This is a genomic window from Pseudomonas bharatica (genome assembly GCF_048586865.1).
In the GTDB taxonomy this organism is placed as follows: Bacteria; Pseudomonadota; Gammaproteobacteria; order Pseudomonadales; family Pseudomonadaceae; genus Aquipseudomonas; species Aquipseudomonas bharatica.
On record NZ_JBMAWR010000003.1, the window covers coordinates 326,787 to 351,438 of the forward strand.

At 64.7% G+C, this 24,652-nt stretch carries 19 protein-coding genes and 1 tRNA gene; 9 read left to right on the forward strand and 11 right to left on the reverse strand.

Features of this window, described 5'->3' with window-relative positions:
- Positions 1–9: 9 nt before the first annotated feature.
- Both ACKLLE_RS06425 and ACKLLE_RS06430 read left to right on the forward strand, forming a co-directional pair.
- Positions 10–1,329, forward strand: a complete 1,320-nt coding sequence (locus tag ACKLLE_RS06425; protein ID WP_420057279.1) for an MFS transporter — start codon at positions 10–12, stop codon at positions 1,327–1,329.
- A gap of 136 nt (positions 1,330–1,465) precedes the next feature.
- On the forward strand, positions 1,466–2,230 hold the full coding sequence (locus ACKLLE_RS06430; RefSeq protein WP_064303043.1) for an IclR family transcriptional regulator: 765 nt from the start codon (positions 1,466–1,468) through the stop codon (positions 2,228–2,230).
- A gap of 122 nt (positions 2,231–2,352) precedes the next feature.
- Here ACKLLE_RS06430 and fdhE read toward each other — a convergent pair whose 3' ends face one another.
- From fdhE to fdnG, 4 genes are read right to left on the reverse strand one after another with little or no spacing between them, the layout of a single operon-like run.
- Positions 2,353–3,243 carry a formate dehydrogenase accessory protein FdhE gene (gene fdhE / locus ACKLLE_RS06435; protein WP_420057281.1) on the reverse strand — a complete coding sequence of 297 codons (891 nt, stop codon included), beginning with the start codon at positions 3,241–3,243 and terminating at the stop codon, positions 2,353–2,355.
- Complete coding sequence (locus ACKLLE_RS06440; protein ID WP_420057282.1) at positions 3,240–3,881, reverse strand: formate dehydrogenase subunit gamma; 642 nt, start codon at positions 3,879–3,881, stop codon at positions 3,240–3,242. Before ACKLLE_RS06440 ends, fdhE begins: the two co-directional genes overlap by 4 nt.
- Positions 3,878–4,771, reverse strand: coding sequence for a formate dehydrogenase subunit beta (fdxH, locus tag ACKLLE_RS06445; RefSeq protein WP_420057283.1), 894 nt, complete (start codon positions 4,769–4,771; stop codon positions 3,878–3,880). Before fdxH ends, ACKLLE_RS06440 begins: the two co-directional genes overlap by 4 nt.
- Positions 4,772–4,781: 10 nt before the next feature.
- Positions 4,782–7,832: a formate dehydrogenase-N subunit alpha gene (gene fdnG, locus ACKLLE_RS06450; protein ID WP_420057284.1), complete on the reverse strand. Its 3,051-nt coding sequence runs from the start codon at positions 7,830–7,832 to the stop codon at positions 4,782–4,784.
- A 302-nt stretch (positions 7,833–8,134) separates the two neighbouring features.
- On the opposite strand from fdnG, the gene ACKLLE_RS06455 reads away from it, so the two are divergent.
- Together ACKLLE_RS06455 and ACKLLE_RS06460 are read left to right on the forward strand one after the other, a co-directional pair.
- Positions 8,135–8,482 carry a hypothetical protein gene (locus ACKLLE_RS06455; RefSeq protein ID WP_420057285.1) on the forward strand — a complete coding sequence of 116 codons (348 nt, stop codon included), beginning with the start codon at positions 8,135–8,137 and terminating at the stop codon, positions 8,480–8,482.
- A gap of 119 nt (positions 8,483–8,601) precedes the next feature.
- Entirely contained in the window at positions 8,602–9,504 is a 903-nt protein-coding gene (locus ACKLLE_RS06460) for a universal stress protein (protein WP_420057286.1), read from the forward strand.
- A gap of 42 nt (positions 9,505–9,546) precedes the next feature.
- Here the strand turns inward: ACKLLE_RS06460 and ACKLLE_RS06465 are convergent, their stop codons facing one another.
- Both ACKLLE_RS06465 and ACKLLE_RS06470 read right to left on the reverse strand, forming a co-directional pair.
- Positions 9,547–11,253: an amidase gene (locus ACKLLE_RS06465; protein WP_420057288.1), complete on the reverse strand. Its 1,707-nt coding sequence runs from the start codon at positions 11,251–11,253 to the stop codon at positions 9,547–9,549.
- A gap of 304 nt (positions 11,254–11,557) precedes the next feature.
- Positions 11,558–11,632: transfer RNA gene (locus tag ACKLLE_RS06470), tRNA-Gln, on the reverse strand.
- A gap of 326 nt (positions 11,633–11,958) precedes the next feature.
- On the opposite strand from ACKLLE_RS06470, the gene ACKLLE_RS06475 reads away from it, so the two are divergent.
- Both ACKLLE_RS06475 and ACKLLE_RS06480 read left to right on the forward strand, forming a co-directional pair.
- Positions 11,959–12,585, forward strand: coding sequence for a LysE family translocator (locus tag ACKLLE_RS06475; RefSeq protein ID WP_420057290.1), 627 nt, complete (start codon positions 11,959–11,961; stop codon positions 12,583–12,585).
- 101 nt (positions 12,586–12,686) lie between these two features.
- On the forward strand, positions 12,687–13,556 hold the full coding sequence (locus ACKLLE_RS06480) for a helix-turn-helix domain-containing protein (protein ID WP_420057291.1): 870 nt from the start codon (positions 12,687–12,689) through the stop codon (positions 13,554–13,556).
- 121 nt (positions 13,557–13,677) lie between these two features.
- On the opposite strand, the gene ACKLLE_RS06485 is transcribed toward ACKLLE_RS06480, so the two are convergent.
- From ACKLLE_RS06485 to ACKLLE_RS06505, 5 genes are all read right to left on the reverse strand, one after another.
- Positions 13,678–14,973: an NAD(P)/FAD-dependent oxidoreductase gene (locus tag ACKLLE_RS06485; RefSeq protein WP_420057319.1), complete on the reverse strand. Its 1,296-nt coding sequence runs from the start codon at positions 14,971–14,973 to the stop codon at positions 13,678–13,680.
- A 14-nt stretch (positions 14,974–14,987) separates the two neighbouring features.
- A complete protein-coding gene (locus ACKLLE_RS06490; RefSeq protein ID WP_420057293.1) occupies positions 14,988–16,073 on the reverse strand; it encodes a polyamine ABC transporter substrate-binding protein in 1,086 nt (361 codons plus the stop codon).
- Between the two features lie 46 nt (positions 16,074–16,119).
- Positions 16,120–17,478 (reverse strand): glutamine synthetase family protein, encoded by a 1,359-nt coding sequence (locus ACKLLE_RS06495; RefSeq protein WP_009401483.1) that lies wholly within the window; start codon positions 17,476–17,478, stop codon positions 16,120–16,122.
- 533 nt (positions 17,479–18,011) lie between these two features.
- The gene (locus ACKLLE_RS06500; RefSeq protein WP_064303052.1) at positions 18,012–20,204 is read right to left on the reverse strand and encodes an OsmC domain/YcaO domain-containing protein; all 2,193 of its coding nucleotides are present in this window, start codon (positions 20,202–20,204) and stop codon (positions 18,012–18,014) included.
- 105 nt (positions 20,205–20,309) lie between these two features.
- A complete protein-coding gene (locus ACKLLE_RS06505; protein ID WP_420057295.1) occupies positions 20,310–20,906 on the reverse strand; it encodes a nucleotidyltransferase family protein in 597 nt (198 codons plus the stop codon).
- Between the two features lie 59 nt (positions 20,907–20,965).
- Here ACKLLE_RS06505 and ACKLLE_RS06510 point away from each other — a divergent pair, with 59 nt between their 5' ends.
- Genes ACKLLE_RS06510 through ACKLLE_RS06520 form a run of 3 tightly spaced genes read left to right on the forward strand, consistent with a single transcriptional unit; the run spans position 20,966 to position 24,626 of the window.
- Positions 20,966–21,469 (forward strand): (2Fe-2S)-binding protein, encoded by a 504-nt coding sequence (locus ACKLLE_RS06510; protein WP_064303055.1) that lies wholly within the window; start codon positions 20,966–20,968, stop codon positions 21,467–21,469.
- Positions 21,466–22,458: an FAD binding domain-containing protein gene (locus ACKLLE_RS06515; protein ID WP_420057296.1), complete on the forward strand. Its 993-nt coding sequence runs from the start codon at positions 21,466–21,468 to the stop codon at positions 22,456–22,458. Before ACKLLE_RS06510 ends, ACKLLE_RS06515 begins: the two co-directional genes overlap by 4 nt.
- Positions 22,455–24,626, forward strand: a complete 2,172-nt coding sequence (locus tag ACKLLE_RS06520; RefSeq protein WP_420057297.1) for a xanthine dehydrogenase family protein molybdopterin-binding subunit — start codon at positions 22,455–22,457, stop codon at positions 24,624–24,626. Before ACKLLE_RS06515 ends, ACKLLE_RS06520 begins: the two co-directional genes overlap by 4 nt.
- Positions 24,627–24,652: the final 26 nt, after the last annotated feature.

Here is a 24,652-nt window from a genome sequence, read left to right on the forward strand (position 1 = left end):
GATACAGTCATGGCTAACGTCACGACCCCGGATACCCCTTTGTCCATGCCGCAGCCTGAAGTCGCGTCGGCGCTACAGCAAAGAGCAATGAAGAAAGCCGCCTGGCGTCTGATCCCGTTGCTTGCCCTGGCCTACTTTTTCAACTACCTGGATCGTACCAGTGTCGGTTACGCCGCCCTGCAGATGACCGACCAGCTCGGGCTCACGGCAGCACAGTTCGGCCTGGGTGCAGGGATCATGTTCGTCGGTTACTGCCTGTGCGAAGTGCCGAGCAACCTTGCCATGTACCGGTTCGGCGCGCGCGTCTGGATGGCCCGCATCATGATTACCTGGGGGCTTGCCGCAGCTGCCACGGCCTTCGTGATCGGCCCCTACAGTTTCTATGTCGTTCGCTTCCTGCTGGGGATTGCCGAGGCGGGCTTCTTCCCCGGCGTAATCTTCTTCCTCACCCTGTGGTTCCCGGTTCAATACCGCACCCGGGTGCTGGCATGGTTCACGGTTGCAACGCCGATCTCGTTCCTCGTCGGCGGCCCGCTTTCCATTTATCTGTTGCAGATGCATGGTGCCTGGGGGCTCGCGGGTTGGCAGTGGATGTTCATCATCGAAGGCTTGCCGGCTTGCGTCCTGGGGCTCATCACCCTGAAGGTGCTTGCCAACCGGCCAAGCGAGGCCAGGTGGCTATCCCAGGAAGAGAAGGACGCCCTTGCCGGCATGCTGGAGAAGGAGAGGGCAAGCACCAGGAAAAGCCACGGTTTCGCCGCGGCACTCAAGGATCCACGCGTCTGGATCCTGAGCTCCATCACCTTCAGCTTCACCATCGGCACCTACGGTATCGGTATCTGGCTGCCGCAGATGCTCAAGGCCCAAGGCGTTGAAATCAGCCTGATTGGCTGGGTTGCAGCCGTACCCTACTTCTTCTCGACCGTCGGGCTGCTGTTCTGGGCCAGGCATGTCGACCGAAGCGGTCGGGGCATTCTCAACCTTATCATCGCGCTGGTATTGGCCGGCCTGGCGTTGATCTTCGCGGTCAACATGAATGCCCTGGTTCCCGCATTGGCCGGTATCACCCTGGCCCTGGTGGGGACGATCTCGGCGAAGACGATCTTCTACACGCTGCCGGCGAAGTTCCTGACGGGCCAGGCTGCCGCAGGCGGTATCGCTCTTATCAACTCCATTGGCGCATTCGGTGGGTTCGTCGGGCCCTATCTGATGGGGTTCCTAAAGGATTACACGCAGTCCTTCACCGCAGGCCTGATGGTCATGGGGTGCATCCTGTTCTTCGCCGCGCTCATGGCGCTCTCCCTGCGGTTGTTCATGCGCGATGCCTGACCTGCGCTGCCGGTAAAGCAGAACGCTGTTCCGGACAGTGGACTAGCTGCTTTGCGCACTCACAGGTAAGGTATCGGTCATCCGCACGGCCCCCTTCGAGGGGCCGCTTTTCATGATTGCGCCGGGAACACGTCTGATGTCATCGAAAAACGAGCCTGCTGATGCTGCCAAGAACACTGCAGACGGCGGGGTGGCCGCGGTTGATAGAGCCTTTGCGATTCTCGGGGCTTTCGAGCCTGATCGAAGCAGCCTGCCACTGGCCGAGATCGCACGGCGCACCGGCCTGTACAAAAGCACCATCCTGCGGCTCATGAGTTCACTGGAAAGGGCCGGGTTCATCAGGCGCCTGCCCGACGGGCAGTACGCAGTGGGGCATGAGCCCTTGCGCCTGGCGCAGATCTACCAGGCGTCTTTCCGTCTGCGGGATACGATCTACCCGGTGCTTGAGGCACTGACCGAAGAAAGCGGAGAGACCTCTTCCTTCTACGTGATCGAAAACGACATCCGGGTGGTGCTGTTTCGGGTCGAGCCCAAGCGCGCAGTGCGCTTCAGCATCCACGAAGGGGATCGCTTCCCGCTGCATGCCGGGGCTTCCGGGAAAATCCTCCGGGCCTTCGGCCCGCCGGCCGATCGCGCTTTGTCCGAAGTACGGGAGCAGTTCTGGGCAACGTCATTCGGTGAGCGCGACCCGGATACATCGTCTATCTCGGCCCCGGTCTTTGGCGTCGGCCATGAGTTCAAGGGCGCGCTGACGCTGTCCGGCCCATCCGAGCGCTTCAACAAGGATCAACTGCAAGCGGCCCGGGTCATGCTGCTCAAGCGCGCCGCCCAGGCAACCAGCCTCCTCGGAGGAAGCAACCAGGAATTACTTGCCGCTTCGCAGAAATACGCGGACGCATAGCACCGTTCTCAAAAGCTCGACGCGTACCCTGTGGGAGCGGGTTTACCCGCGATTACGATGGTGAATTCACTAACGCAATCGCGGGTAAACCCGCTCCCACAGGGTACGCGTCGGGCTTTGGATCACCCCGGAAACAGGAACGGACTGACCCCGCTGCGCCCGAAGCCCTGGCGCTCGACCTCGGCGTCCAGCCCCAGTGTCGCCAGGTCGTCCGCCAGCACCTCGAGGCCGCGCTCGTGCTCCGGGTAGAACACCTTCAGGTAACTGCGGCATTCGCCACAGCTTTCTGCCTTCACCGGCGCCTTCGCATCCTCCAGCGACCAGTAATCCAGCCCGCCCGTGGCTTCGCAGTTGCTGCACTTGAGCCGCACCATATGCCAGCGACTTTCGCACAGACCGCAATGCAGGTAGCGCAATCCGGCCTGGGCGCCGGTGAGGATGCTGCTCGCCACCGGTGCGCTGGCGCATACCGGGCAGAACTGCCGCTCTTCACCTTGGGCGATGCCCACCGCGGGCAGGTGCGCCGCCAACTGGCTGAAGTACAACGATAGCGCCGACCAGATGAACAGCGCTTCGCCACTGTGCACCTCATGAAAGTCCCCGCGCAGCAGGGAGTCGGCACAGGCCTCGAGTCGCCAGTCCTCTTCCTGCAGCAGTTCCTCCAGCGCCGGGTGCTCGAGGGTTTCGCCAAGCCCGCGCAGCAGCACCAGCCAGTGCCCGTGCCGCACATGCCGTCGGCAATCCAGCGGCGCGCCATCTGCACCCAGCGATGCCGCCAGCCCGGCGAGCAAGGCCGGGGGCAGGGGCCTGTGCGTGAGCAACAGTTCCTGGCTTTCCACGATCCCGGCGACGAAGCCCAGGTAGTCCGCCATCGGATGTCCGACCGCCAGTTCCCGCAAGCGCGCCGCCCGCCGCGCATGATTGCCCTCGCGCGACGGCAACAACACCGGCGCGATAGCCCCGACCGCCGCCTGCCCGGCCCCCTGCGGCGTCATGCGAATACTGCTGTTCATTTGCTTTTCCCGTCCTGCCGGGCACTGATCTGCCGGTACCAGCGGCCATGGTGGGCCTTGGCCCAACGGTGGCTTACATAGCCGGTGACCATCCCGCGAATCGAGCCTTTGACCCAGAACGCCAGGTACGCATGCCCGATTACCAGCAGGATCAGGGCGACCCCGGCCAGAGCGTGCACCAGCAGGCCGATGCGGATAGCAGGAATGGAAAACAGCGGGGCGAAATAGGGCCGCCAGATCACCACGCCGCTGACCAGCAGCAGGCTGATCAGGCCCATGATTCCCCAGAACATGACCTTCTGCCCGGCGTTGTACTTGCCGATCTGCAGCGCCGGGTCATGCTTGCCGGCGAGCACGCCGGGCAGGTTCCTGAACCAGAGGCGGTCCTGCGGCTCCGGCAGGTTGTAGCGCACGAAGCGGATGAACAGGAACATCAGCAGCAGGAACACCACCACGCCGAAGAACGGGTGGAGGATGCGGGCCATCTGCGGTGTGCCGAAGACGCCATTGAGACCGTTGAGCGAGGGGAAGAACCACGACAGCCCCGACAGCGCGACGGCCAGGAAGCAGATCACCATCAGCCAGTGGCTGGCGCGCTCGATGAAGCGCGTGCGCAGGATCATCCTGTCCTTGTTCATGCGTGGGTCTCCTCGTCGTTTTTCTCGTCCTCGTCCACTTCGTTCGGCCCGACGCCGACGTAGTGGAACATCGTTCCCGCCAGGGTGGCGAAGAAGGCCACCGCCGCCGCAGGCTTGAGCCAGCCTTTCCAGCCCTGCACCGCACTGCTGATGCGCGGGTCGGTGGGCAGCTTGTGGTACAGGTGCGGCTTGTCGGCGTGCTGCAGCACGTACATCACATGGGTGCCGCCGACGCCTTGCGGGTCATACAGGCCGGCTCCGGCGAAACCGCGGCCCTTGAGCTCCTGGACGCGCCCGGCCGCCAGGTGCTGCATCTCGCTCTTGGCGCCGAAGTTGATCGCGCCGGTGGGGCAGGTCTTGACGCAGGCCGGCTCCTGGCCGACGGCTACGCGATCGACGCAAAGCGTGCATTTGTACGCCTTGTTGTCTTTCTGGCTGATCCGCGGCACGTCGAACGGACAGCCGGCGATGCAGTAGCCGCAGCCGATGCAGTGCTCGGACTGGAAATCGACGATGCCGTTGGCGTACTGGATGATCGCGCCCGGCTGCGGGCAGGCCTTGAGGCAGCCCGGGTCGGCACAGTGCATGCAGCCATCCTTGCGGATCAGCCATTCGAGGCGGCCGCTTTCGTTCTGCACTTCGTCGAAGCGCATCAGCGTCCAGGTTTCTGCCGACAGGTCGGCAGGGTTGTCGTAGACGCCGACGTTGTGGCCGACCTCGTCGCGCAGGTCGTTCCATTCGTTGCACGCTACCTGGCAGGCCTTGCAGCCGATGCAGATGCTCACGTCGATCAGCTTGGCGACCTCGGCCTGGTGGTTGCGTGCTTGCGGCGGCGGGGTCAGCGAGCTGGTGGCCGAGCGTTTGATGATGTCCTGGGATTGGTATGACATGAATGCTCCCTCAGACCTTTTCCACGTTCACGAGAAACGCCTTGTATTCAGGCGTGTGGGTATTGGAGTCGCCGACGCCCGGGGTCAGGGTATTGGCCAGGAAGCCCTTGCGCGTGCTGCCTTCGTAGCCCCAGTGGCAGGGGATGCCGATGGTGTCCACCGCCTGGCCGTCGATGGTCAGGCGCTGGATGCGCTTGGTCACCACCGCCCTGGCCTTGATGTAGCCGCGCTGGGTGCTGACCTTGACCCGGTCGCCCTGGGCGATGCCTTTCTCGGCCGCGAGGGTTTCGCCGATCTCGATGAATTGCTCCGGCTGGATGATCGCGTTGAGCCGCGAGTGCTTGGTCCAGTGGCGGAACAGCTCGGTGATCGAGTAGGTGGTGGCGACGTAGGGAAAGTCCTCGCGCTTGCCCATCCGTGAACGGTCGTGCGGGTAGATCCGTGCGGTCGGGCAGTAGGTCACGCCCGGGTGCAGCGGGTTGCTCGCCAGCGGGCTTTCGGTCGGCTCGTAGTGCTCGGGGAACGGCCCGTCGTTGAGGGCACCTACCGAGAACAGCCGGCCCACGCCTTCGGGCAGCATGATGAACGGGCTGGTGGCGGTGCCGGGGGCGATGGTCGGGGCGAAGTCGGGCACGTCGATGCCGCTCCAGCGCGCGCCGTCCCAGGCGATCAACTGGCGTTCCGGGTCCCACGGCTTGCCCGCCGGGTCCGCCGAGGCGCGGTTGTAGAGCACGCGGCGGTTCTGCGGCCAGGCCCAGGCCCAGCCGGGGGTGTTGCCCAGGCCCACGTCGGTGTTGTCGCGGCGGGCCATCTGGTTGCCCTGTTCGGTCCAGGAACCGGCGAAGATCCAGTTGAAGCACACCGTGCTGCCATCGTCGCGCAACTGGCCGAAGTCGTTGAGCAACTGACCCTTGCGCAGGATCAGGTTGCCCTGGTCGTCGTGCAGGTCGGCCAGGGCGCGGCCGTTGGATTCCTTGGCCACTTCCTCGGGCTTGGGATCGCGCGGGTCGGCGTAGTCCCAGGCCATGTTGAGGATCGGCGCAGGATTGGCGCCGCCTTCCTTTTCGTACAGTTCGCGGATCTTCATGAACAGGTGGCCGAGGATCTTGCCGTCGTGCCAGGCCTCGCCGGGCGGCGCGGCGCCGGCCCAGTGCCATTGCAGCCAGCGCGAGGAGTTGACGATGGAGCCGTCTTCCTCGGCGAAGCAGGAGGAGGGCAGGCGGAACACTTCGGTCTGGATCGCCGCGGTATCGACGTCATGCTCCTCGCCGTGGTTCTTCCAGAAGCTCGAGGTCTCGGTGGCCAGCGGGTCGATGATGACCAGGAACTTGAGTTTCGCCAGTGCCTCCTGGGCCTTGTTCTTGTCCGGGAAGGCCGCCACCGGGTTGAAGCCCTGGGCGATGTAGCCGTTGACCTTGCCTTCGTACATGCGGTTGGTGAAGTTGATGACGTCGTAGCTGTCGTCCCACTTCGGCAGCCAGTCGAAGCCCCAATCGTTGTCCTTGGTGGCCTTGTCGCCCCAGAAGCTCTTCATCATGCTGACGAAGAATTTCGGGGTGTTCTTGTAGTAGTTGACCTGGTCGGCCTGCACTGCGCTCGGGGTGGTTTGCTTGAGGTAGGTGGCAAGGTCCGTCTGCGCATCGGACGGCAGGTTCATGTAGCCCGGCAGGCGCAGCGAGAGCAGGCCGAGGTCGGTATAGCCCTGGATGTTGGAGTGGCCGCGCAGGGCGTTGACGCCGCCGCCGGCCATGCCGATATTGCCCAACAGCAACTGGAGCATGCCCGCGCCGCGGATCATCTGCGCGCCGTTGGTGTGGTGGGTCCAGCCGAGGGCGTAGAGGAAGGTGGCGGTCTTGTCCGGGGCGCTGGTTTCGCCAATGATCGCGCAGATCTGCAGGAAGTCGTCCTGCGGCGTGCCGCAGACCTTGCTGACCATCTCCGGCGTATAGCGCGAGACGTGCTGCTTGAGCAGGTTCCACACGCAGCGCGGGTGGCTGAGGCTCGGGTCGCGCCTGGCGAAGCCGTTCTCGTCCAGTTCGTAGTTCCACGAGGCGCGATCGTAACTGCGCTTGCCCGCGTCGTAGCCGCTGAACAGGCCTTCGTCGAAGCGGTAGTCCTCGCGCACGATCAGGCTGGCGTTGGTGTAGGCCCGCACGTACTCGTGCTGGACCTTATCGTGGCTGATCAGCCAGTTGACCATGCCCATCAGGAAGGTCACGTCGGAGCCGGCGCGGATCGGCGAGTAGATATCCGCCACCGCGGCGCTGCGGTTGAAGCGCGGGTCTACCACGATGACCTTGGCGCCGTTGCGGATCTTCGCCTCGATCACCCACTTGAAGCCCACCGGGTGCGCTTCGGCGGGGTTGCCGCCCATGATCATGACCACGTTGGCGTTCTTGATATCGACCCAGTTGTTGGTCATGGCGCCGCGGCCGAAGGTCGGCGCCAGCGCCGCGACGGTCGGCGCATGGCAGACCCGGGCCTGGCTGTCGGTGCCGAGGATGCCCAGGGCGCGGGTGAAGCGCTGGTCGAGGGAGCCGGTTTCGCTGCTGGCCGCCGAGGAGCAGAGCATGCCGGTGCTGAGCCAGCGGTTGACCGTGGTGCCCTTGGCGTTCTTCTCGATGAAATTGGCGTCGCGGTCGTCCTTCATCAGGCGGGCGATGCGTTCGATGGCGTATTCCCAGCTGACCCGCTGCCATTTGTCCGAGCCCGGGGCGCGGTACTCGGGGTACAGCAGGCGCTGTTCGCTATGGATGTAGTCCACCAGGCCGGCGCCCTTGGGGCACAGCGAACCGCGGCTGACCGGGTGATCCGGGTCGCCTTCGATATGGAAGATCCGCGCCTTGGCGTTCTTCGCGCCGTCGCCGAGGCTGTACATCAGCAGGCCGCAGCCCACCGAGCAGTAGGTGCAGTTGTTGCGGGTTTCCTTGGCCCGCAGCAGCTTGTACTGGCGCGACTGGGTCGCCTGGGCCATGCCCGGGGCAAAACCCAGGGTGGCGCAGGTCGCGGTGGCGGCGCCCACGGTGCACAGTTTGAAGAACTGTCGTCTACCCAGTCCCATGATCATCTCCTTGTTACGGCCGGGCCGACGCGACAGCCGCGCACAGGCGTGCGCGCCGGTCAAAGCGGCGGGATCGGTCAGTGGTGTTCAGGCCAAAGCAGGCAGGAAAGGCGGCCCGGCCCATTCTTTCGAGGGCCTGGGCAACGCATTCGCGGGGAGTCTATGTCCATATCTTTTGTGTGACTAATCGAGTGTGACGATCAGTTGATCGATGTCATCTATTGGCACAAAAAAACAAGGGTTTTCGGGGCGGGCGGTGGCGGTGCTAAAGTCGCTCCTTTTTTGCGTCGAAGAGGTGAAACATGCGTAGTGCCCTGGCTTTGCTCGCCGCCACCCTGCTGGCGGGCTGCGCCTCGTCGGCGATGAACACGGCCCGTTCCGGCCAGCCGGACCGGATTATCAATTCGACCAAAGAAGCAGCCAAGGTCGCCGAATGCGTGCAGTTCAGCTGGCAGGACGAGGCGGTATTCGGCGTGGATGCCAGCGGCTACCTTGAGCGTACGGCCCAGGGCATCACCGTCTCGACCCGGGGTGGCGAGTATTTCACCGATATTTCGCCGTCGGGCAGCGGCAGCGTGGTCAAGTTCTACGCGCAGAAGGACGATGCCCTGGCCCGGCGCCGTATGGCGGCTCTGGCTACCTGTCTGTAAACCCCGGCTTATACTCAGGCTGCGACACCGGCGGCATGCCGGTGTCGTCGCTTCGGTCGTCCTGGCCGGAGCGCGTTGATCGTTCCGCGGCAAACGGACAACCCGCCAGGAGGTGTCTTATGAGCCCGTATCAACGCCTGTTCATGATCGCCTCGCCGACCCTGCGCCATACACCGGCCATGGAGCGTGCAGTGGCGATCGCCAGGGCCACCGACGCGGCCTTGCATATCGCGGTGTTTCTCGAAGAGGGTGACCTGCTCGGGCGCATGGCCGCAGGCACGGCGCTGCGCCAGGCGATGGAGCGTGACGCCTGGACCTGGCTGCGCGACGAGGCCGGGCAGTTGCGTCATGACGGCCTGGAGGTCAGTTGCGAAGTGCAGGTGAGCCGGCAGGTGATCCGCGACATGCTCGAACATGTCGAAGACATGCAGCCCGACCTGGTGATCAAGGACGTGCACCACGAATCGGCCTTGCGCCGGGTTTTCCTCACACCGCCGGACTGGCAGTTGCTGCGTGACTGCACGGCGCCGCTGCACCTGATCAGCGATCTGCGTTGCCCATTGCCCAGGGTGGTGATCGCCGCGCTGGATACCCTGCACCCGGACAGCCAGCACACGCGGATCAACCAGTGGGTGATGGCGCAGGCCAGCGCCCTGGCGATCCAGTGCGAGGCCGAACTGCATCTGCTGCATGCCTGGGACGTGGCGCAGACCCGGGTCGCCGATTTCGGAGCGGGTGCGGTGACCATGCCGGGATTCAACCATGAAGTCAGGCGTTCGGCGCAATTGGCCTTCGAGCACCTGGCCCAGGCCCACGGTGTACCGGAAAGCCACCGGCACTTCGTCAGCGGGCCGGCGACGCTGGCGATCGCCGAGTACGCAGGCCTGCATCGGGCCGACGTGATCGTCATGGGCAGCAGCCAGCGCCGGGGGGCGGCGGGGCTGCTGGGCAGTACCACCGAGCATGTGCTGCAGCATCTGCCGTGCAATGTGCTGGCGGTGCGGAGGGAGCCGGGGGATTGAAAGGCGGGCTCCCGCAAGGAAATGACCTTGCGGGAGCGGGCCTTAGCCGCGCAGTGGCGGGGTACGCGGCGGGATCATCCGGCGGTTGCCGGTGGCCTCGAACGCCGCCCCCAGCTTCAGCAGGTTGGCATCGTCATAGGCCTTGCCGGCGAAGGTCAGGCCCACCGGCATGCCGATATCGGCCATCACGCCCATCGGTACGGTAACGGTCGGCACGCCCAGGTGACGGATCGCCAGGTTGCCGTTGGCGACCCAGACCCCGTTGCTCCAGGCGATGTCCGCCGACTCCGGGTTGACGTCGGCGTCCGCCGGGCCGACATCGGCCACGGTGGGGAACAGCACGGCGTCCAGGCCGTTCGCGTCCATCCAGTCTTCCAGGTCCAGCTTGCGGGTCGCCTCCAGGCCGCGCAGGCCGTCCGGCACGGTCGGGATCTCGTTCCACGGGGTGATGCCGCGTTCGGCCATCTTCACGTATTCGTCCATGCCGGCGGCAAGGTCGCCTTCGCGGTTGGGCAGGGTGCCCGGGTCGTGCGGGAAAATCTTCGGCCCGTCGACATCCACCAGGCGATTCAACTTCGGATCGCCGTTGGCCCGCAGGAAGTCGTCGAAGGCCCAGGCGGTCAGGTCCCAGAGTTCATGATGGAGAAACGCCTTGGACACGATGCCGCGATTGAATACGGTCGGCGCGCCCGGACGGTCGCCCTCGCAGTTGGAGACCAGCGGGAAGTCCGTTTCGATGACCTCGGCACCAGCCGCTTCGAGGGCCTGGCGTGCCTGCTTCCACAGCTCGATCACCGAGGCGCGGGTGTGGATGCGCTGGCCGGTCGGGCCGCCGATCCCGGGTGCCTCGGAAGTACCCGCGGCTTCATCGGCATTGATGTACATGCGCGGCACGCCGAGGCGCTTGCCGGCCAGGGCGCTGCTGCCCACCGCCAGATCGGCATAGGACGCCGGGCGTACCGAGGCCACGCTCGGGATCGGCACCCAAGGCTGCAGGCGCCACAGGTCGCCGCGGGTGTCGGGGTCTTCGGCGACCACGACATCCAGCACTTCCAGCAGGTCGGCCATGGTCCGCGCATAAGGTACCACCACGTCCATGGTCGGCGTCAGCGGCCAGTTGCCGCGTACCGAAATCACCCCACGGGATGGGGTATAGGCACACAGGCCGTTGTTCGATGCCGGGCCACGACCGCTCGACCAGGTTTCCTCGGCCAGGCCGAAGGCGGAGAAGCTGGCGGCAGTGGCGGTACCGGCGCCGTTGGACGAGCCGGAAGCGAACGGGGCGGTCAGGTACGCGGCGTTGTACGGGCTTTCCGCACGGCCGTAGACACCGCGCTGCATTCCGCCGTTGGCCATGGGCGGCATATTGGTCTTGCCCAGGCAGATCGCCCCGGCGGCGCGCAGGCGCTCGATGGTGAAGGCGTCACGGTAGGCCACCAGGTCAGCGAAGGCCGGGCTGCCGGAAGCGGCGGTCAGGCCCTTGACCAGGTAGCTGTCCTTGGCGGTATAGGGAATACCGTCCAGCGGGCCGAGGGTTTCGCCACGGGCACGACGGGCATCGGAGGCTTCGGCTTCTTTCAGGGCCTCGGGATTGCGCACGACGACCGCGTTGAGCGCGGTGGCAGTGTCTGCGCCGTCGTAGGCATCGATCCGGGCAAGGTAGGCCTTGACCAGCTCGACCGCAGTGGTCTGGCCGGACTCGAGTGCGGCACGCAGTTGGGCAATGGAAACTTCGGTGACCTCGATCATGCAGCTTGCTCCGGTGGCTGACAGGTAACAGGGAAGAGGATTCCCTCACGCAGGGACATCACGCTTTTCAAATTGTTTTCTCGTTGGATACCCCGTTGTGCGGCTTTACACAACGGCTGGGCCTAAAGCGGGTGATATTTTTAACACTTGGCGATCAACAAGGGAATGGGGCGCGATGCAAACCCAATGATTTAGCCGATAGGCCGCACTGTACGTTGTGAGTGTGTCGAAAAATACGAACAGTCGATCGCCGTATGCCTAGGGCATCGGAATCAAGAGAGGAGGGAGGAACTAGAAGAGAAAATGGCAGGGGCGGCTGGATTCGAACCAACGCATGGCAGGATCAAAACCTGCTGCCTTACCGCTTGGCGACGCCCCTGTTGCGACGGACAAAAGCTTGTCCTGATGCATATCCCGCTGCTGGTCAACTGAGTGTCCGTCGCGGGATGGGCGGCAATTTAACAAGATTTGTTACGCCTGGGAAGTTTTTTTTCACGGAAAAGCGTTTTTAAACAGCGACTTAGTTGGAAGGGATAGAGCAGGTCCGATCTGCGCGGACTTTGTGGGAGCGGGTTCACCCGCGATTGCGTCGGTGAATCCACTACCGCAATCGCGGGTGAACCCGCTCCCACAAAGTCCGCGTTGCTTTGCAAATCAGGTAGAGTCCCATCACCCAGGACCTTTCCACACTTCAAGGAGGATGCAATGTTCCCCATCGACATCTGGCTCGCCTACACCGCCGCCTGCCTGCTGCTGGTGATTTCACCCGGCCCCGACAACCTCCTGGCCATCGGCCGCGGCCTGAGCCAGGGCCGCCTGGCCGCCATTGTCTCCGGCGTTGCGTCCGGTACCGGCATCCTGTTCCACACCACCACCGCAGCCCTGGGCCTGACCCTGCTGATGCAGACCTCCGCCGTGGCCTTTTGGGTAGTGAAGATCATCGGCGCCGGCTACCTGCTGTGGCTGGGGATCAAGGTGCTGCGCTCGCGCAACCTGATCAACTTCGCCCCGGCGGCCAGGCAACCGCTGCGCACCATTTTCCTCACCGGCTTCCTCTCCGCGGCACTCAACCCCAAGCCCGGGCTGTTCGTGCTGGCCTTCATTCCGCAGTTCGTCAATCCGCAACTGGGTTCGGTGACGGTGCAGATGCTGGTCTACGGGCTGTGGTTCGCCTTGCTCACTGCCGTCGGCTTTGCCCTGATGGGCGTATTCGCCTCGACCTTGACCCGTGCCATCCGTAATCGCCCCAAGGTGGTCAACGGCTTGAATATCGGCGCCGGGGTGACCTTTGTCGCCTCCGGCGTCTCGGTGGTGGCATTGAATCAGAAATAAGCGGCCGATCATCACGGCGGCTTTGACCGGGTTCACCCGCGTTCATTATTCTTGACGGCGTTTGGCCGATCAGTATTCGAATAAAAACCCAAGGTGCGTGCATGACAATCAAGGTCCTGGAGGCTCATGAGGTAAACGAGCACCGCGTTGCCCTGCCGGGCTGGCAGGAGCAGTACACGCAGATGTCGTCCGGGCGCTTCCAGGGGCGCCTGGTGCATGCCCAGAGCGCCGGCCTGGAGCTGTACGAGGAACGCATGAACCTGCGGGTCGAGCAGGAATTCCACGCGCCGGCCGATGCCTTGGTGTTCAGCTTCGACATGAGCGACAACGCCCTTTATCTGCTGGACGGCCAGACCCGCAATGCCTGGGTGACCCCCGAGAATTACCGCGAAGTGGCCGTGGTGCTGAAGCAGCCGGCGCGTTGGCAGCATTCGGCGGCGGAATTTCGCCGGTTGGTCCTGCAGCCGTTGCGTCCGACCCGTTGCAAGGCCTTCGCCAGCGCGCTCAGCGAGGTGCTCGCCGAAGCGGTACGCGGCCAGGTGGATGTGGCGGCGCCGGGGTTTGCCCGGGAGATCGCCGATGGCTGCTTCCAACTGCTCGACCAGGCCGTGGAGGTGGACGCTCGCGGACGTGCCGAGTGTCATATGCGCCGGGTGGTGGAGCGGGTCAAGGAAGTGGTCAACGACTGCCCGCAGGACAGCGTTGGCGTGCAGGACCTGGCGGATGCAGCCGGGGTGTCGGTGCGCCAGTTGCAGCAATCCTTCCTGCGCTATGCCGACATGCCGCCGACGGTATGGCTGCGCAACCGGCGCTTGAATGCGGTAAGACGGGACCTGCTGGCGGCAGACCCGGGGCAGGTCACCGTGGCCGAGGTGGCCATGCGCTGGTCGTTCTGGCACCTGGGGCGGTTTTCCCAGGCTTACCATGGGTTGTTCGGGGAATATCCGAAGGAGACGCTGAGGAAAGGCTGATAAAAGCCCAAAGCACAACGCGGACCCTGTGGGAGCGGGTTCACCCGCGATTACGATGGTGGATACACCGACGTAATCGCGGGTGAACCCGCTCCCACAGGGTCCGCGTAACGGAGGCCAATCAACCAACCATTTCTTTGACCCGATACCACAACATCCCCAGCGCCAGCAGCGGCGAGCGCAGCAGCTTGCCGCCGGGGAAGGTCAGGTGCGGCACTGCGCCGAATACATCCAGCCCCTTGCTCTGTCCGACCGATATGGCCTCCGCCAGCAGTTTCGCCGACCAGTGCGTGACATTCAGCCCATGCCCCGAATAGCCCTGGGCGAAGAACACGTTCGGGTGCTCTGCCAAGCGCCCGACCTGTGGGAAGCGGTTGGCGGTGATGCCGATCATCCCGCCCCATTGGTAGTCGATGCGCACGTGGGCCAGTTGCGGGAACACCTTGAGCATCTTCGGCCGCATGTAGGCGCCGATGTCCTTGGGGTCGGTCCCGGAATAGTGGCAGGCTCCGCCGAACAGCAAGCGCCGGTCGGCGGTGAGCCGGTAGTAATCCAGCCCGACCTTCTGGTCGCACAGCGCCAGGTTCAGCGGAATCAGGCTGGAGGCGACGTCTTCCGGCAACGGCTCGGTGACGATCACATAGCTTCCCGCCGGCAATACCTTGCCACTGAGCTTCGGCTCCAGCTCATCGAGGTGGGCATTGCAGCCCAGTACCAGGCTGTCGGCGCGCACCCGTCCGCGGGCGCAATGCACCACGACCTGGCTGCCATGCTCGATGCGCAGCACCGGGCTCTGCTCGAAGACCTGCACCCCGAGCCGGCCGGCTGCCCGGGCTTCTCCAGTGACCAGGTCAAGCGGGTGCAGATGCCCCGAGCCCATGTCGATCAACCCGCCGGCATAGCAATCGCTGGCGACCACCTGGTGCATGCGCCCGGGCTCCACCAGTTCGATCGGGTGCGGATACCCCGAACCCGCCAGTGACGCGTATTCCTCGCGCATCGCCGCGAACTGCCTCGGGGTATTGGCCAGCTCGCAAAAGCCCCAGCGCAGGTCGCAGTCGATGGCGAACTCGTCGATGCGTTCGGCGACCAGGGTCACCGAGTCCACTCCGGCTCGCTCCAGGTAGCGCACGCCATCTTCGCCGACATAGTTGCCGAAGCCACTGACATCGTGGCCAATGCCACGAATCAGTTGCCCGCCATTGCGCCCGCTGGCGCCCCAGCCGATGCGCCGGGCCTCCAGCAGCACCACCGAGTGCCCGCGCAAGGCCAGCTCCAGCGCGGTGTTGACCCCGGTCAGGCCGCCACCGATCACGCACACATCGGCCTGGATCTCGCCGTCGAGCACAGGGTAGGGCTGGCTGTCGCGGGCGGTGGCGGCGTAGTACGAGGCCGCATGCTCGGCACGTTGCATCATCAAGGGATCTCGACTCATTGGTTGAACTTGACCTTGCTCCAGCTGCGGGTCATCAGGCGCATGATCTTCGGCGACGGGGCCTTGGAGATGTAGAGCTTGTCCAGCACCGCCTGCGGCGGATAGACCTCGGGATTGTTCAGCGTCTCGGGATCGATGAACGGCCTGGAGTCGGCGTTGGCGTTAGGGTAACCCACATAGTCGCTGATCCCGGCGATCACTTTCGGCTCCATCACGTAGTTGATGAACGCCAGGGCCTGGTCGGGGTTCTTCGCGTCGGCGGGTATCGCGATCAGGTCGAACCACAGGTTGCTGCCTTCCTTGGGAATGCTGTAGGCGATCTTCACCCCGTTGCCGGCCTCGCGGGCGCGGTTGGCCGCTTGCAGCACGTCGCCGGAGAAGCCGAAGGCCACGCAGATGTCGCCGTTGGCCAGGTCCGAGATGTACTTGGACGAGTGGAAGTAGGTCACGTAGGGGCGCAGTACCAGCAGGCGCTTCTCGGCCTTGGCGTAGTCCGCCGCGTTGCTGCTGTTGGGGTCCAGGCCCAGGTAGTTGAGGATCGACGGGATCAGCTCGTCGGCCGAGTCCATGAAGGCTACGCCGCATTGTTGCAGCTTCTTCAGGTTTTCCGGCTCGTACAGGGTGGCCCAGGAATCGATATGGTCGACGCCCAGCACCTGCTTGACCTTGTCGACGTTGTAGCCGATGCCGTTGGTACCCCACAGGTAGGGCACCGAGTGGCGGTTGCCGGGGTCGTTCTGTTCGAGCAGCTTGAGCAGGGCCGGGTCCAGGTGCTTCCAGTTCGGCAGCTTGCTGCGGTCCAGTTCGAGGAATACCCCGGCGTCCACCTGGCGGGTCAGGAAGTGGTTGGACGGCACGACGATGTCGTAGCCGGTCTTGCCCGCCAGCAGCTTGCCTTCCAGTGTTTCGTTGGAGTCGAAGACGTCGTACACCGGCTTGATCCCGGTGGCGCCCTCGAAGCCGGCGAGGGTGTCGGGGGCGATGTAGTCGGTCCAGTTGTAGATGCTGACACTGGGCTGCGCGCTGGCCAGCAGCGGCGCGGCGAGCAGGGCGAGAGGGGCAAGACGTTGCAACAGCTTCATGGCGACTCCTGATCCGTTTTTATTGTGGGCGGCGTGGCGATTGCGGTCAGACGCTGAGCAGCAGGAATTCCCGTTCCCAGGAACTGATCACGCGCTTGAAGTTTTCGTGCTCGGTGCGTTTCACCGCGACATAGCCCTGGACGAACTTGCGCCCCAGGTACTGCTCCAGCACCTCGCAGTTCTCCATGGCCGCGAGGGCGTCCTCGATGGTGATCGGCAGGCGCAGGCTGCGGCGCTCGTAGGCGCGGCCCTGGACCGGCGCGCTCGGCTCGATCTTCTCCACCATGCCCAGGTAGCCGCACAGCAGGCTGGCGGCGATAGCGAGGTAGGGGTTGGCATCGGCGCCCGGCAGGCGGTTTTCCACGCGCATCGCTTCGGGCGAGGACGGCGGCACGCGCAGGCCGGCAGTGCGGTTTTCCTCGCCCCACTCGACGTTGACCGGCGCCGAGGTGTCCGGCAGGAAGCGGCGGAACGAGTTGACGTTCGGCGCGAACATCGGCAGCACCTTGGGGATGTACTTCTGCAGGCCGCCGATGTAGTTGAGGAACAGCTCGCTCATGCTGCCGTCCTCGTTGACGAAGATGTTCCGGCCCGACTCGGCGTCCACCACGCTCTGGTGGATATGCATGGCGCTGCCCGGCTCGTCGGTGATCGGCTTGGCCATGAAGGTCGCCGCCACGTTGTGCTTGAGCGCGGCCTCGCGCATGGTGCGCTTGAACACGGTGATCTGGTCGGCCAGGGACAGGGCGTCGCCGTGACGGAAGTTGATCTCCATCTGCGCCGGGCCGTCCTCGTGGATCAGCGTATCCAGGTCCAGGCCCTGGGCCTCGCACCAGTCGTAGACATCCTCGAACAGCGGGTCGAACTCGTTGGCGGCATCGATGGAAAAGCTCTGCCGACCGCTTTCCGGACGCCCCGAGCGGCCGATTGGCGCTTCCAGCGGGAAGTCCGGGTCGCTGCTGCGCTTGGTCAGGTAGAACTCCATTTCCGGCGCGACGATCGGCGTCCAGCCTTTCTGCGCGTACAGGCGCAGCACGCGCTTGAGCACGTTGCGCGGCGACAGCTCGACGGGATTGCCGCGCTTGTCGTAGGTGTCATGAATCACCATCGCGGTGGGCTCGATGGCCCAGGGCACCAGGAAGATCGCCTCCGGGTCGGGGCGGCAGAACATATCGATGTCCGCCTCGTCCAGCAGGTCGTAGTAGATCTCGTCCTCGACGAAATCGCCGGTGACGGTCTGCAGCAGGACGCTCTCCGGCAGGCGCATGCCGCCTTCGGCGAGAAACTTGTTGGTAGGGGAAATCTTGCCGCGGGCGATGCCGGTGAGGTCACTGACAATGCACTCGACTTCGGTGATCTGGTGTTGCTTCAGCCAGGTGCTCAGCTGATGCGCGGGGGTGTTCATGCAAACCTCTGACGGGTTGGTTGGACGGCACGCGACCGGCGTGGGCCGGTGGGCGCATGGCTAGTCTTGGTCAGAGAGGGGAGAGGGTTCTATCCGTTTTCCGCAGGAATGGCGTGTGTCGCTCTTTCGGGCCCTATCGCTGGCAAGCCAGCTCCCACAGGTTCCGAGCCAGCCGCAGATTTTGTGTTCGACACTGACCTTGTGGGAGCTGGCGTTGCCAGCGATTGGTCCGCCCAGACACCATCATTGCCTGTGCCAGCGATAGGGCCCGAAAGAACAGCAACTTTGTTCAAGGCCGGAACGGCTCCGCTCAATACACTCGAGCCCTTCATCGCCAAGGACTACTCATGATTACCTGCCAGGTCCGCTACATCATCGACCCTTGTCAACTACCGGCCTTCGAGTTCTAAGGCACAACGCGTACCCTGTGGGAGCGGGTGAACCCGCTCCCACAAGGACCTTGCAAATCAAATAGTTATGTTTTGTTCCATGACAGCGTGGCGGCGCTCCGACTTGCCGGCGATGAGGCAATATCAGCCCCTGGCCGCCCGCGCCGCGTGCAGTTTCTTGTAGCTCTCGATCAGGCGCAGGTGCCGGTCCAGGCCTTCCAGTTTCATGCTGGTCGGGGTCAGGCCATGGAAGCGCAGGCTGCCTTCGACCGACGCCAGCACCGCATCCATGCGCGGATTGCCGAACATGCGGCGGAAGTTGACCTCGTAGTCGGCCAGGTCCAGGTCGCTGTCCAGTTCCACTTCCAGCACCACGTTCAGCGCCTGGTAGAACAGCCCGCGCTCGACGGTGTTGTCGTTGTACTGGAGGAACATCTCGACCAGTTCCTTGGCATCGTCGAACTTCTTCAACGCCACCTGGATCAGGATCTTCAATTCCAGCACGGTCAACTGGCCCCACACCGTGTTGTCGTCGAACTCGACACCGATCAGCGTCTTGATCTCGGTGTATTCGTCCAGCTCGGATTCCAGCAGGCGCTCCAGCAGGCTTTCCAGGGCGTCATCGTCGAGGCTGTGCAGGTTGAGGATATCCTCGCGGAAGAACAGCGCCTTGTTGGTGTTGTCCCAGATCAGGTCGTCCACCGGGTAGATTTCCGAATAGCCCGGCACCAGAATGCGGCAGGCCGGGGCGCCGAGGTGGTCGTAGGTGGCCATGTAGACCTCCTTGCCCATGCCTTCGAGGATGCCGAACAGGGTCGCGGCTTCCTCGGCATTGGAGTCTTCGCCGTGGCCGGAGAAGTCCCATTCGACGAACTCGAAATCGGACCTGGCACTGAAGAACCGCCAGGAGACCACGCCGCTGGAATCGATGAAGTGCTCGACGAAGTTGTTCGGCTCCATCAGTGCATGGCTTTCGAAGGTTGGTTGCGGCAGGTCGTTGAGGCCTTCGAAGCTGCGGCCCTGGAGCAGTTCGGTGAGGCTGCGTTCCAGCGCCACCTCGAAGCTCGGGTGGGCACCGAAGGACGCGAACACGCCGCCGGTGCGCGGGTTCATCAGGGTCACGCACATCACCGGGAATTCACCGCCCAGCGAGGCGTCCTTGACCAGCACCGGGAAGCCTTGCTCTTCGAGGCCCTGGATACCGGCGAGGATGCCCGGGTACTTGGCCAGCACCTCCTGCGGCACGTCCGGCAGGGCCAGCTCGCCTTCAAGAATCTCGCGCTTGACCGCCCGCTCGAAGATCTCCGACAGGCACTGCACCTGGGCTTCGGCCAGGGTGTTGCCGGCGGACATGCCGTTGCTTAGGTACAGGTTCTCGATCAGGTTCGACGGGAAATACACCACCTCGCCGTCGGACTGGCGCACATAGGGCAGCGCGCAGATGCCACGCTCGATATTGCCCGAGTTGGTGTCGTACAGGTGCGAGCCGAGCAGTTCGCCGTCCGGGTTGTAGATGGCCAGGCAATACTCGTCGAGCATGCCCTTGGGCAGGGCGTCGTTGCGCCCCGGCTTGAACCAGCGCTCGTTCGGGTAATGCACGAACTCGGCGTTGGCGATGTCCTCGCCCCAGAACTGGTCGTTATAGAAGAAGTTGCAGTTCAGCCGCTCGATGAATTCGCCCAGGGCCGAGGCCAGCGCGCTTTCCTTGCTCGAGCCCTTGCCGTTGGTGAAGCACATCGGCGACTGCGCGTCGCGGATATGCAAGGACCACACGTTGGGCACGATATTGCGCCAGGAGGCGATCTCGATCTTCATGCCCAGCCCGGCGAGGATCTGCGACATGTTGGCGATGGTCTGCTCCAGCGGCAGGTCCTTGCCCGGAATGAGCGTGCGGGTCTGGCCGTCGAGGCCCGGCATCAACAGGGCCTGGGCGTCGGCGTCGAGGTTCTCCACCTCTTCGATGATGAATTCCGGGCCGGTCTGCACCACCTTCTTCACGGTGCAACGGTCGATGGAGCGCAGGATGCCCTGGCGGTCCTTCTCGGAGATATCGGCGGGCAGCTCCACCTGGATCTTGAAGATCTGGTTGTAGCGGTTTTCCGGGTCGACGATGTTGTTCTGCGACAGGCGGATATTGTCGGTGGGGATGTCGCGGGTCTGGCAGTACAGCTTGACGAAATAGGCCGCGCACAACGCCGAGGAGGCCAGGAAGTAGTCGAACGGACCCGGTGCCGAACCGTCGCCCTTGTAGCGGATCGGCTGGTCGGCGATCACCGTGAAGTCGTCGAACTTGGCTTCGAGTCGGAGGTTGTCGAGAAAATTGACCTTGATTTCCATGCGGGTTCCGTAGCGGGCGAATCGATTTTGGCCGCCATTATCCGGGTTTTCTCCGGGAAGTCTTGTGCTTATTGGCCGGGGCTGCCGGGTGGTGTCTTATGCCACTTATCCGCGGCAGTCAGGGGGCAGATCCACATCCGCGATCACCCCCTGATCGCCGACCTCCACGTTCCGGCAGGCCTCCTGGTGTTGCTCGATGACCCGCCTCCCGCCCTGATCCCCGTCCAGTCCCGCCAGTTCTTCCCAGAACGCTTTCCCGAACACCACCGGATGCCCACGCTGTTCCTCGAACCGCGGTACCAGAATCCGGTCTTCCTTTGCCAGGCCGGCAAGTTGCACCAGCGTTTGCACCTTGACCCAGGGCATGTCTCCCAGCATCACCGCCACCGCCTCGATCCCTGATCCAGATTGCGCGATAGCCCTTGCGCCGGCCGCCAGACTGCGCCCCATGCCTTCGTCGGCGCGCTCGGCACGCACCACCTTCACTCGCCCGGCATCCACCCCCAGCGCCGCCACATCGTCCTCCGGCCGGAGCACCACCCAGACGTCCTCGAACGCCTCCAGCACCCGCGCCAGGGTCGTCTCCAGCAGGCGCGCGCCGCCTGGCAACGGCGCAATCCGCTTGTCGCTGCCAAACCTGCGCCCGCGCCCGGCCGCCAATACCAGCGCTGCGCACCTTCCGGTCAATCCCTTTGAACCCATCTCTTTGCTCCCCGGTCGGACCTGAAAAGCACCAGCATACCTACCGTGAGGCCTTTGTCATGAGCGATGTCCCTTCCGCGCCGAACACCCATGCGATCGGCCTGTACATCAACGGCGAGCAGCATCACTTGCAAGTACCGCCCTGGTTGACCCTGCTTGACCTGCTGCGCGATGAACTCGACCTGGTCGGCACCAAGAAGGGCTGCGACCACGGCCAGTGCGGCGCCTGCACCGTATTGCGCAACGGCCGTCGGGTGAACGCCTGCCTGACCCTGGCGATCATGTGCGACGGCGACGAGCTGACCACCATCGAAGGCCTGGCCGACGGCGACCGCCTGCACCCATTGCAACAGGCGTTCATCGCCCACGACGCCTTCCAGTGTGGCTATTGCACCCCCGGGCAGATCTGTTCCGCCGTGGGCATGGCCCGCGAGGGCAGGGCGCGGTCGCGGGCGCAGATCCAGGAGGCCATGAGCGGCAATCTGTGCCGCTGCGGGGCCTATAGCAATATCGTCGCGGCGGTGGAGGAAGCCTTGCCGCAGATGGGAGGGCCGCGCCCATGATGCCTTTCGCCTACAGCAAGCCGGACAGCATCGAACAGGCCGTGCAACAGGCGGGGCCCGATGCGCGCTTTATCGCCGGTGGCACCAATCTGCTGGACCTGATGAAGGAGAACGTCGAACGCCCGGCGCGGGTGATCGATATTACCGGGCTGCCGCTGCGCGAGGTGCGTACCACCGGCGACGGCGGCTTGCAGATCGGCGCGCTGGTGAGCAATGCCGAGCTGGCCTGGCACCCGGAGGTGGAGGCCCGCTACCCGTTGCTGAGCCAGGCGATCCTGGCCGGCGCGTCGCCGCAGTTGCGCAATATGGCCAGCACCGGCGGCAATCTGTTGCAGCGCACCCGCTGTCATTACTTCTACGACGCGGCGGTGCCGTGCAACAAGCGAGCGCCCGGCAGTGGTTGCCCGGCTCGGGACGGGCTGAACCGCCAGCACGCGCTCCTCGGTGCCAGCGAGCACTGCGTGGCGGTGCATCCGTCCGATATGTGCGTGGCACTCGCCGCGCTGGAGGCGAGGGTGCTGGTGCATGGAAGACAGGGCGAGCGGGAGATTCCCTTCGCCGACTTCCACCGCCTGCCGGGCGCCACGCCGGAGCGCGACAACTGCCTGGCCGAGGACGAACTGATCGTCGCCATCGCACTGCCGCCGCCCCCGTTCGTCGCGCGCAGTCATTACCTGAAGCTGCGTGACCGGGCGTCCTATGCATTCGCCCTGGTCTCGGTCGCGGCGGGGCTAATGGTGGCCGACGACAGCAGCATCGCCGGGCTGCGCGTGGCCTTGGGCGGCGTGGCGCACAAGCCATGGCGCGATGCCGGGCTGGAACGGTCGATGCTCGGGCGCCCGGCTACCCGCGAGAGCTATGCGGCTTTCGCCGACGCCCTGTTGCGCGATGCCAGGCCCCTGGCGCACAACGCGTTCAAGATCACCCTGGCGAAAAACGCCATCATTCGTGCGCTGAGCCAGGCGCAGGCTGCGGAGGAACATCCATGAACAGTCCCCTGAGCGGCCAGCCGCTGGACCGGGTCGACGGCCCGGCAAAAGTCACCGGGCGCGCCCGTTATGCCGGCGAATATCCCGAGCCGGGCCTGCTCTACGGTAGCGTGGTCAGCGGCAACGTTGCCCGGGGCCGCATCCGTCGGATCGACTGCGATGCCGCATTGGCGGTGCCGGGCGTGGTCGAAGTGCTGCATCACCTGAACCGGCCGAAGATGGCGGGGGATGACGAGTCCTACGAGGATGCCGACGCCGCCGAGGGCAAGCCCTTTCGTCCGCTGTTCAACGACCGCGTCCTCTACAGCGGCCAGCCGCTGGCGCTGGTGGTGGCCGAGAGCCTGGAGGTGGCGCGCTACGCCGGGTCGTTGGTGCGTATCGAGATCGATGCCGAGGCGCACCGCACCGACCTGCTCGCCGAGCTGGACAACGCCCACGACGCCCCGGCCGAACTGCCCGGGCCCCGTGGTGATTTCGCCGGGGCGTTCGAGGCCGCGCCGTTCAAGGTCGACGCCACCTACAGCACGCCGGTGGAGCACCATAACCCCATGGAGCCCCACGCCTCGACGGTTATCTACAACGCCGATGGCAGCCTGCAGGTGCATGACAAGACCCAGGGCACGCAGAACAGCCAGGATTACCTGGTCAAGGTCTTCGACCTGCCCAAGGAGCGGGTGCGGGTGTGCGCCGCCTATGTTGGCGGCGCCTTCGGCTCCGGGCTGCGACCGCAATATCAATTGACCCTGGCGGCCATGGCGGCGCTTCGCTTGCAGCGCTCGGTGCGGGTGACCCTGACCCGCCAGCAGATGTTCACCTTCGGCTATCGTCCGCGCACGGTGCAGCGCCTGCGCCTGGGCGCCGATGCCCAGGGTCGCCTGCTGGCGATCTCCCACGAGGCCACCGGGCAGACCTCGCGCTTCGAGGACTTCACCGAGCACCTGGTTGAGTGGTCGGGGATGCTCTACCGCTGCGACAACGTCGCCCTGGGCTATCGCCTGGTACCGCTGGACGTTTACACGCCGCTGGATATGCGGGCGCCGGGGGCGGCCTCCGGGGTGATTGCCCTGGAGTGCGCGATGGACGAACTGGCGCAAGCACTGTCCTTGGACCCGCTGGAGCTGCGCCGGGTCAATTTCGCCGACAGCAATGGCAACGAAGGCAAGCCGTATTCCAGCAAGGCGCTGCTCGACTGCTACGCCCGGGGCGCCTTGCGCTTCGGCTGGCACAGCCGCGACCCCAGGCCGCGGAGCATGCAGGACCAGGGCGAACTGGTCGGCTGGGGCATGGCCGGTGGAGTCTGGGAAGCCATGCAGATGAAGGCCAGCGCCCGCGCGCGGCTGGACGCCGACGGGCACCTCTGGGTCAGCAGCGCGACCACCGATATCGGTACGGGAACCTACACCGTCATGACCCAGATCGCCGCCGACGCCTTCGGTATGGCGCTGGCAGACGTGACCTTCCAACTCGGCGACAGCAGCCTGCCGACGGCGCCCTTGCAGGGCGGCTCGTTTACCGTGTCGTCGGTAGGGTCCGCGGTGCGCCAGGCCTGCCAGGCCTTGCGTGGCAAGCTGGTGGCCTGGGCCAAGGGGCGTTATCCGGAACTGGCCGGGATCGATGCCGGGGCGTTCGCCGTTCGTGACGGGCACTTGCAGGTGGCCGGCAAGGCTTATGCGCTGGAAGCCATGGACGTACGCGTCGATGCCGAACCCTCGGCCAGACGCCAGGGCTTTGCCAGCGCCACGCACTCGGCGGTGTTCGTCGAGGTGCGCATCGACGAGGCGCTGGGGACCTTGCGCGTCAGCCGGGTGGTGAGCGCCGTGGCGGCGGGTCGGGTCATCAACCCCAAGACCGCACGTAGCCAGATCCTCGGTGGCGTGGTCTGGGGGCTGGGCATGGCCCTGCAGGAAGAGACGCAGATCGATCATGGCCTGGGTCGCTACATGAACCACAACTTGGCCGAGTACCACATCCCGGTGAATGCCGACATCGGCGAAATCGAAGTAATCTTCGTCGATGAGCCCGACGATATCGTCAACGAGCTGGGCTCCAAGGGCGTCGGCGAGATTGGTGTGGTCGGGGTGGCGGCGGCAGTGGCCAATGCGGTGTGCCACGCCACCGGGCGGCGGGTCAGGGACTTTCCGTTGACGGTGGAGAAGTTGCTGGGGTGAGGTAATCCCGCTGTTCTCGCGCCCCG

Coding starts and splice junctions, on each gene's coding strand:
- ACKLLE_RS06460 (WP_420057286.1), top strand. CDS start 8,602: ATGAGCCCGTATCAACGCCTGTTCATGATCGCCTCGCCGACCCTGCGC.
- ACKLLE_RS06430 (WP_064303043.1), top strand. CDS start 1,466: ATGTCATCGAAAAACGAGCCTGCTGATGCTGCCAAGAACACTGCAGAC.
- ACKLLE_RS06515 (WP_420057296.1), top strand. CDS start 21,466: ATGATGCCTTTCGCCTACAGCAAGCCGGACAGCATCGAACAGGCCGTG.
- ACKLLE_RS06485 (WP_420057319.1), bottom strand. CDS start 14,973: ATGATGCAACGTGCCGAGCATGCGGCCTCGTACTACGCCGCCACCGCC.
- ACKLLE_RS06480 (WP_420057291.1), top strand. CDS start 12,687: ATGACAATCAAGGTCCTGGAGGCTCATGAGGTAAACGAGCACCGCGTT.
- ACKLLE_RS06520 (WP_420057297.1), top strand. CDS start 22,455: ATGAACAGTCCCCTGAGCGGCCAGCCGCTGGACCGGGTCGACGGCCCG.
- fdnG (WP_420057284.1), bottom strand. CDS start 7,832: ATGGGACTGGGTAGACGACAGTTCTTCAAACTGTGCACCGTGGGCGCC.
- fdxH (WP_420057283.1), bottom strand. CDS start 4,771: ATGTCATACCAATCCCAGGACATCATCAAACGCTCGGCCACCAGCTCG.
- ACKLLE_RS06425 (WP_420057279.1), top strand. CDS start 10: ATGGCTAACGTCACGACCCCGGATACCCCTTTGTCCATGCCGCAGCCT.
- fdhE (WP_420057281.1), bottom strand. CDS start 3,243: ATGAACAGCAGTATTCGCATGACGCCGCAGGGGGCCGGGCAGGCGGCG.
- ACKLLE_RS06500 (WP_064303052.1), bottom strand. CDS start 20,204: ATGGAAATCAAGGTCAATTTTCTCGACAACCTCCGACTCGAAGCCAAG.
- ACKLLE_RS06505 (WP_420057295.1), bottom strand. CDS start 20,906: ATGGGTTCAAAGGGATTGACCGGAAGGTGCGCAGCGCTGGTATTGGCG.
- ACKLLE_RS06490 (WP_420057293.1), bottom strand. CDS start 16,073: ATGAAGCTGTTGCAACGTCTTGCCCCTCTCGCCCTGCTCGCCGCGCCG.
- ACKLLE_RS06440 (WP_420057282.1), bottom strand. CDS start 3,881: ATGAACAAGGACAGGATGATCCTGCGCACGCGCTTCATCGAGCGCGCC.
- ACKLLE_RS06455 (WP_420057285.1), top strand. CDS start 8,135: ATGCGTAGTGCCCTGGCTTTGCTCGCCGCCACCCTGCTGGCGGGCTGC.
- ACKLLE_RS06510 (WP_064303055.1), top strand. CDS start 20,966: ATGAGCGATGTCCCTTCCGCGCCGAACACCCATGCGATCGGCCTGTAC.
- ACKLLE_RS06465 (WP_420057288.1), bottom strand. CDS start 11,253: ATGATCGAGGTCACCGAAGTTTCCATTGCCCAACTGCGTGCCGCACTC.
- ACKLLE_RS06495 (WP_009401483.1), bottom strand. CDS start 17,478: ATGAACACCCCCGCGCATCAGCTGAGCACCTGGCTGAAGCAACACCAG.
- ACKLLE_RS06475 (WP_420057290.1), top strand. CDS start 11,959: ATGTTCCCCATCGACATCTGGCTCGCCTACACCGCCGCCTGCCTGCTG.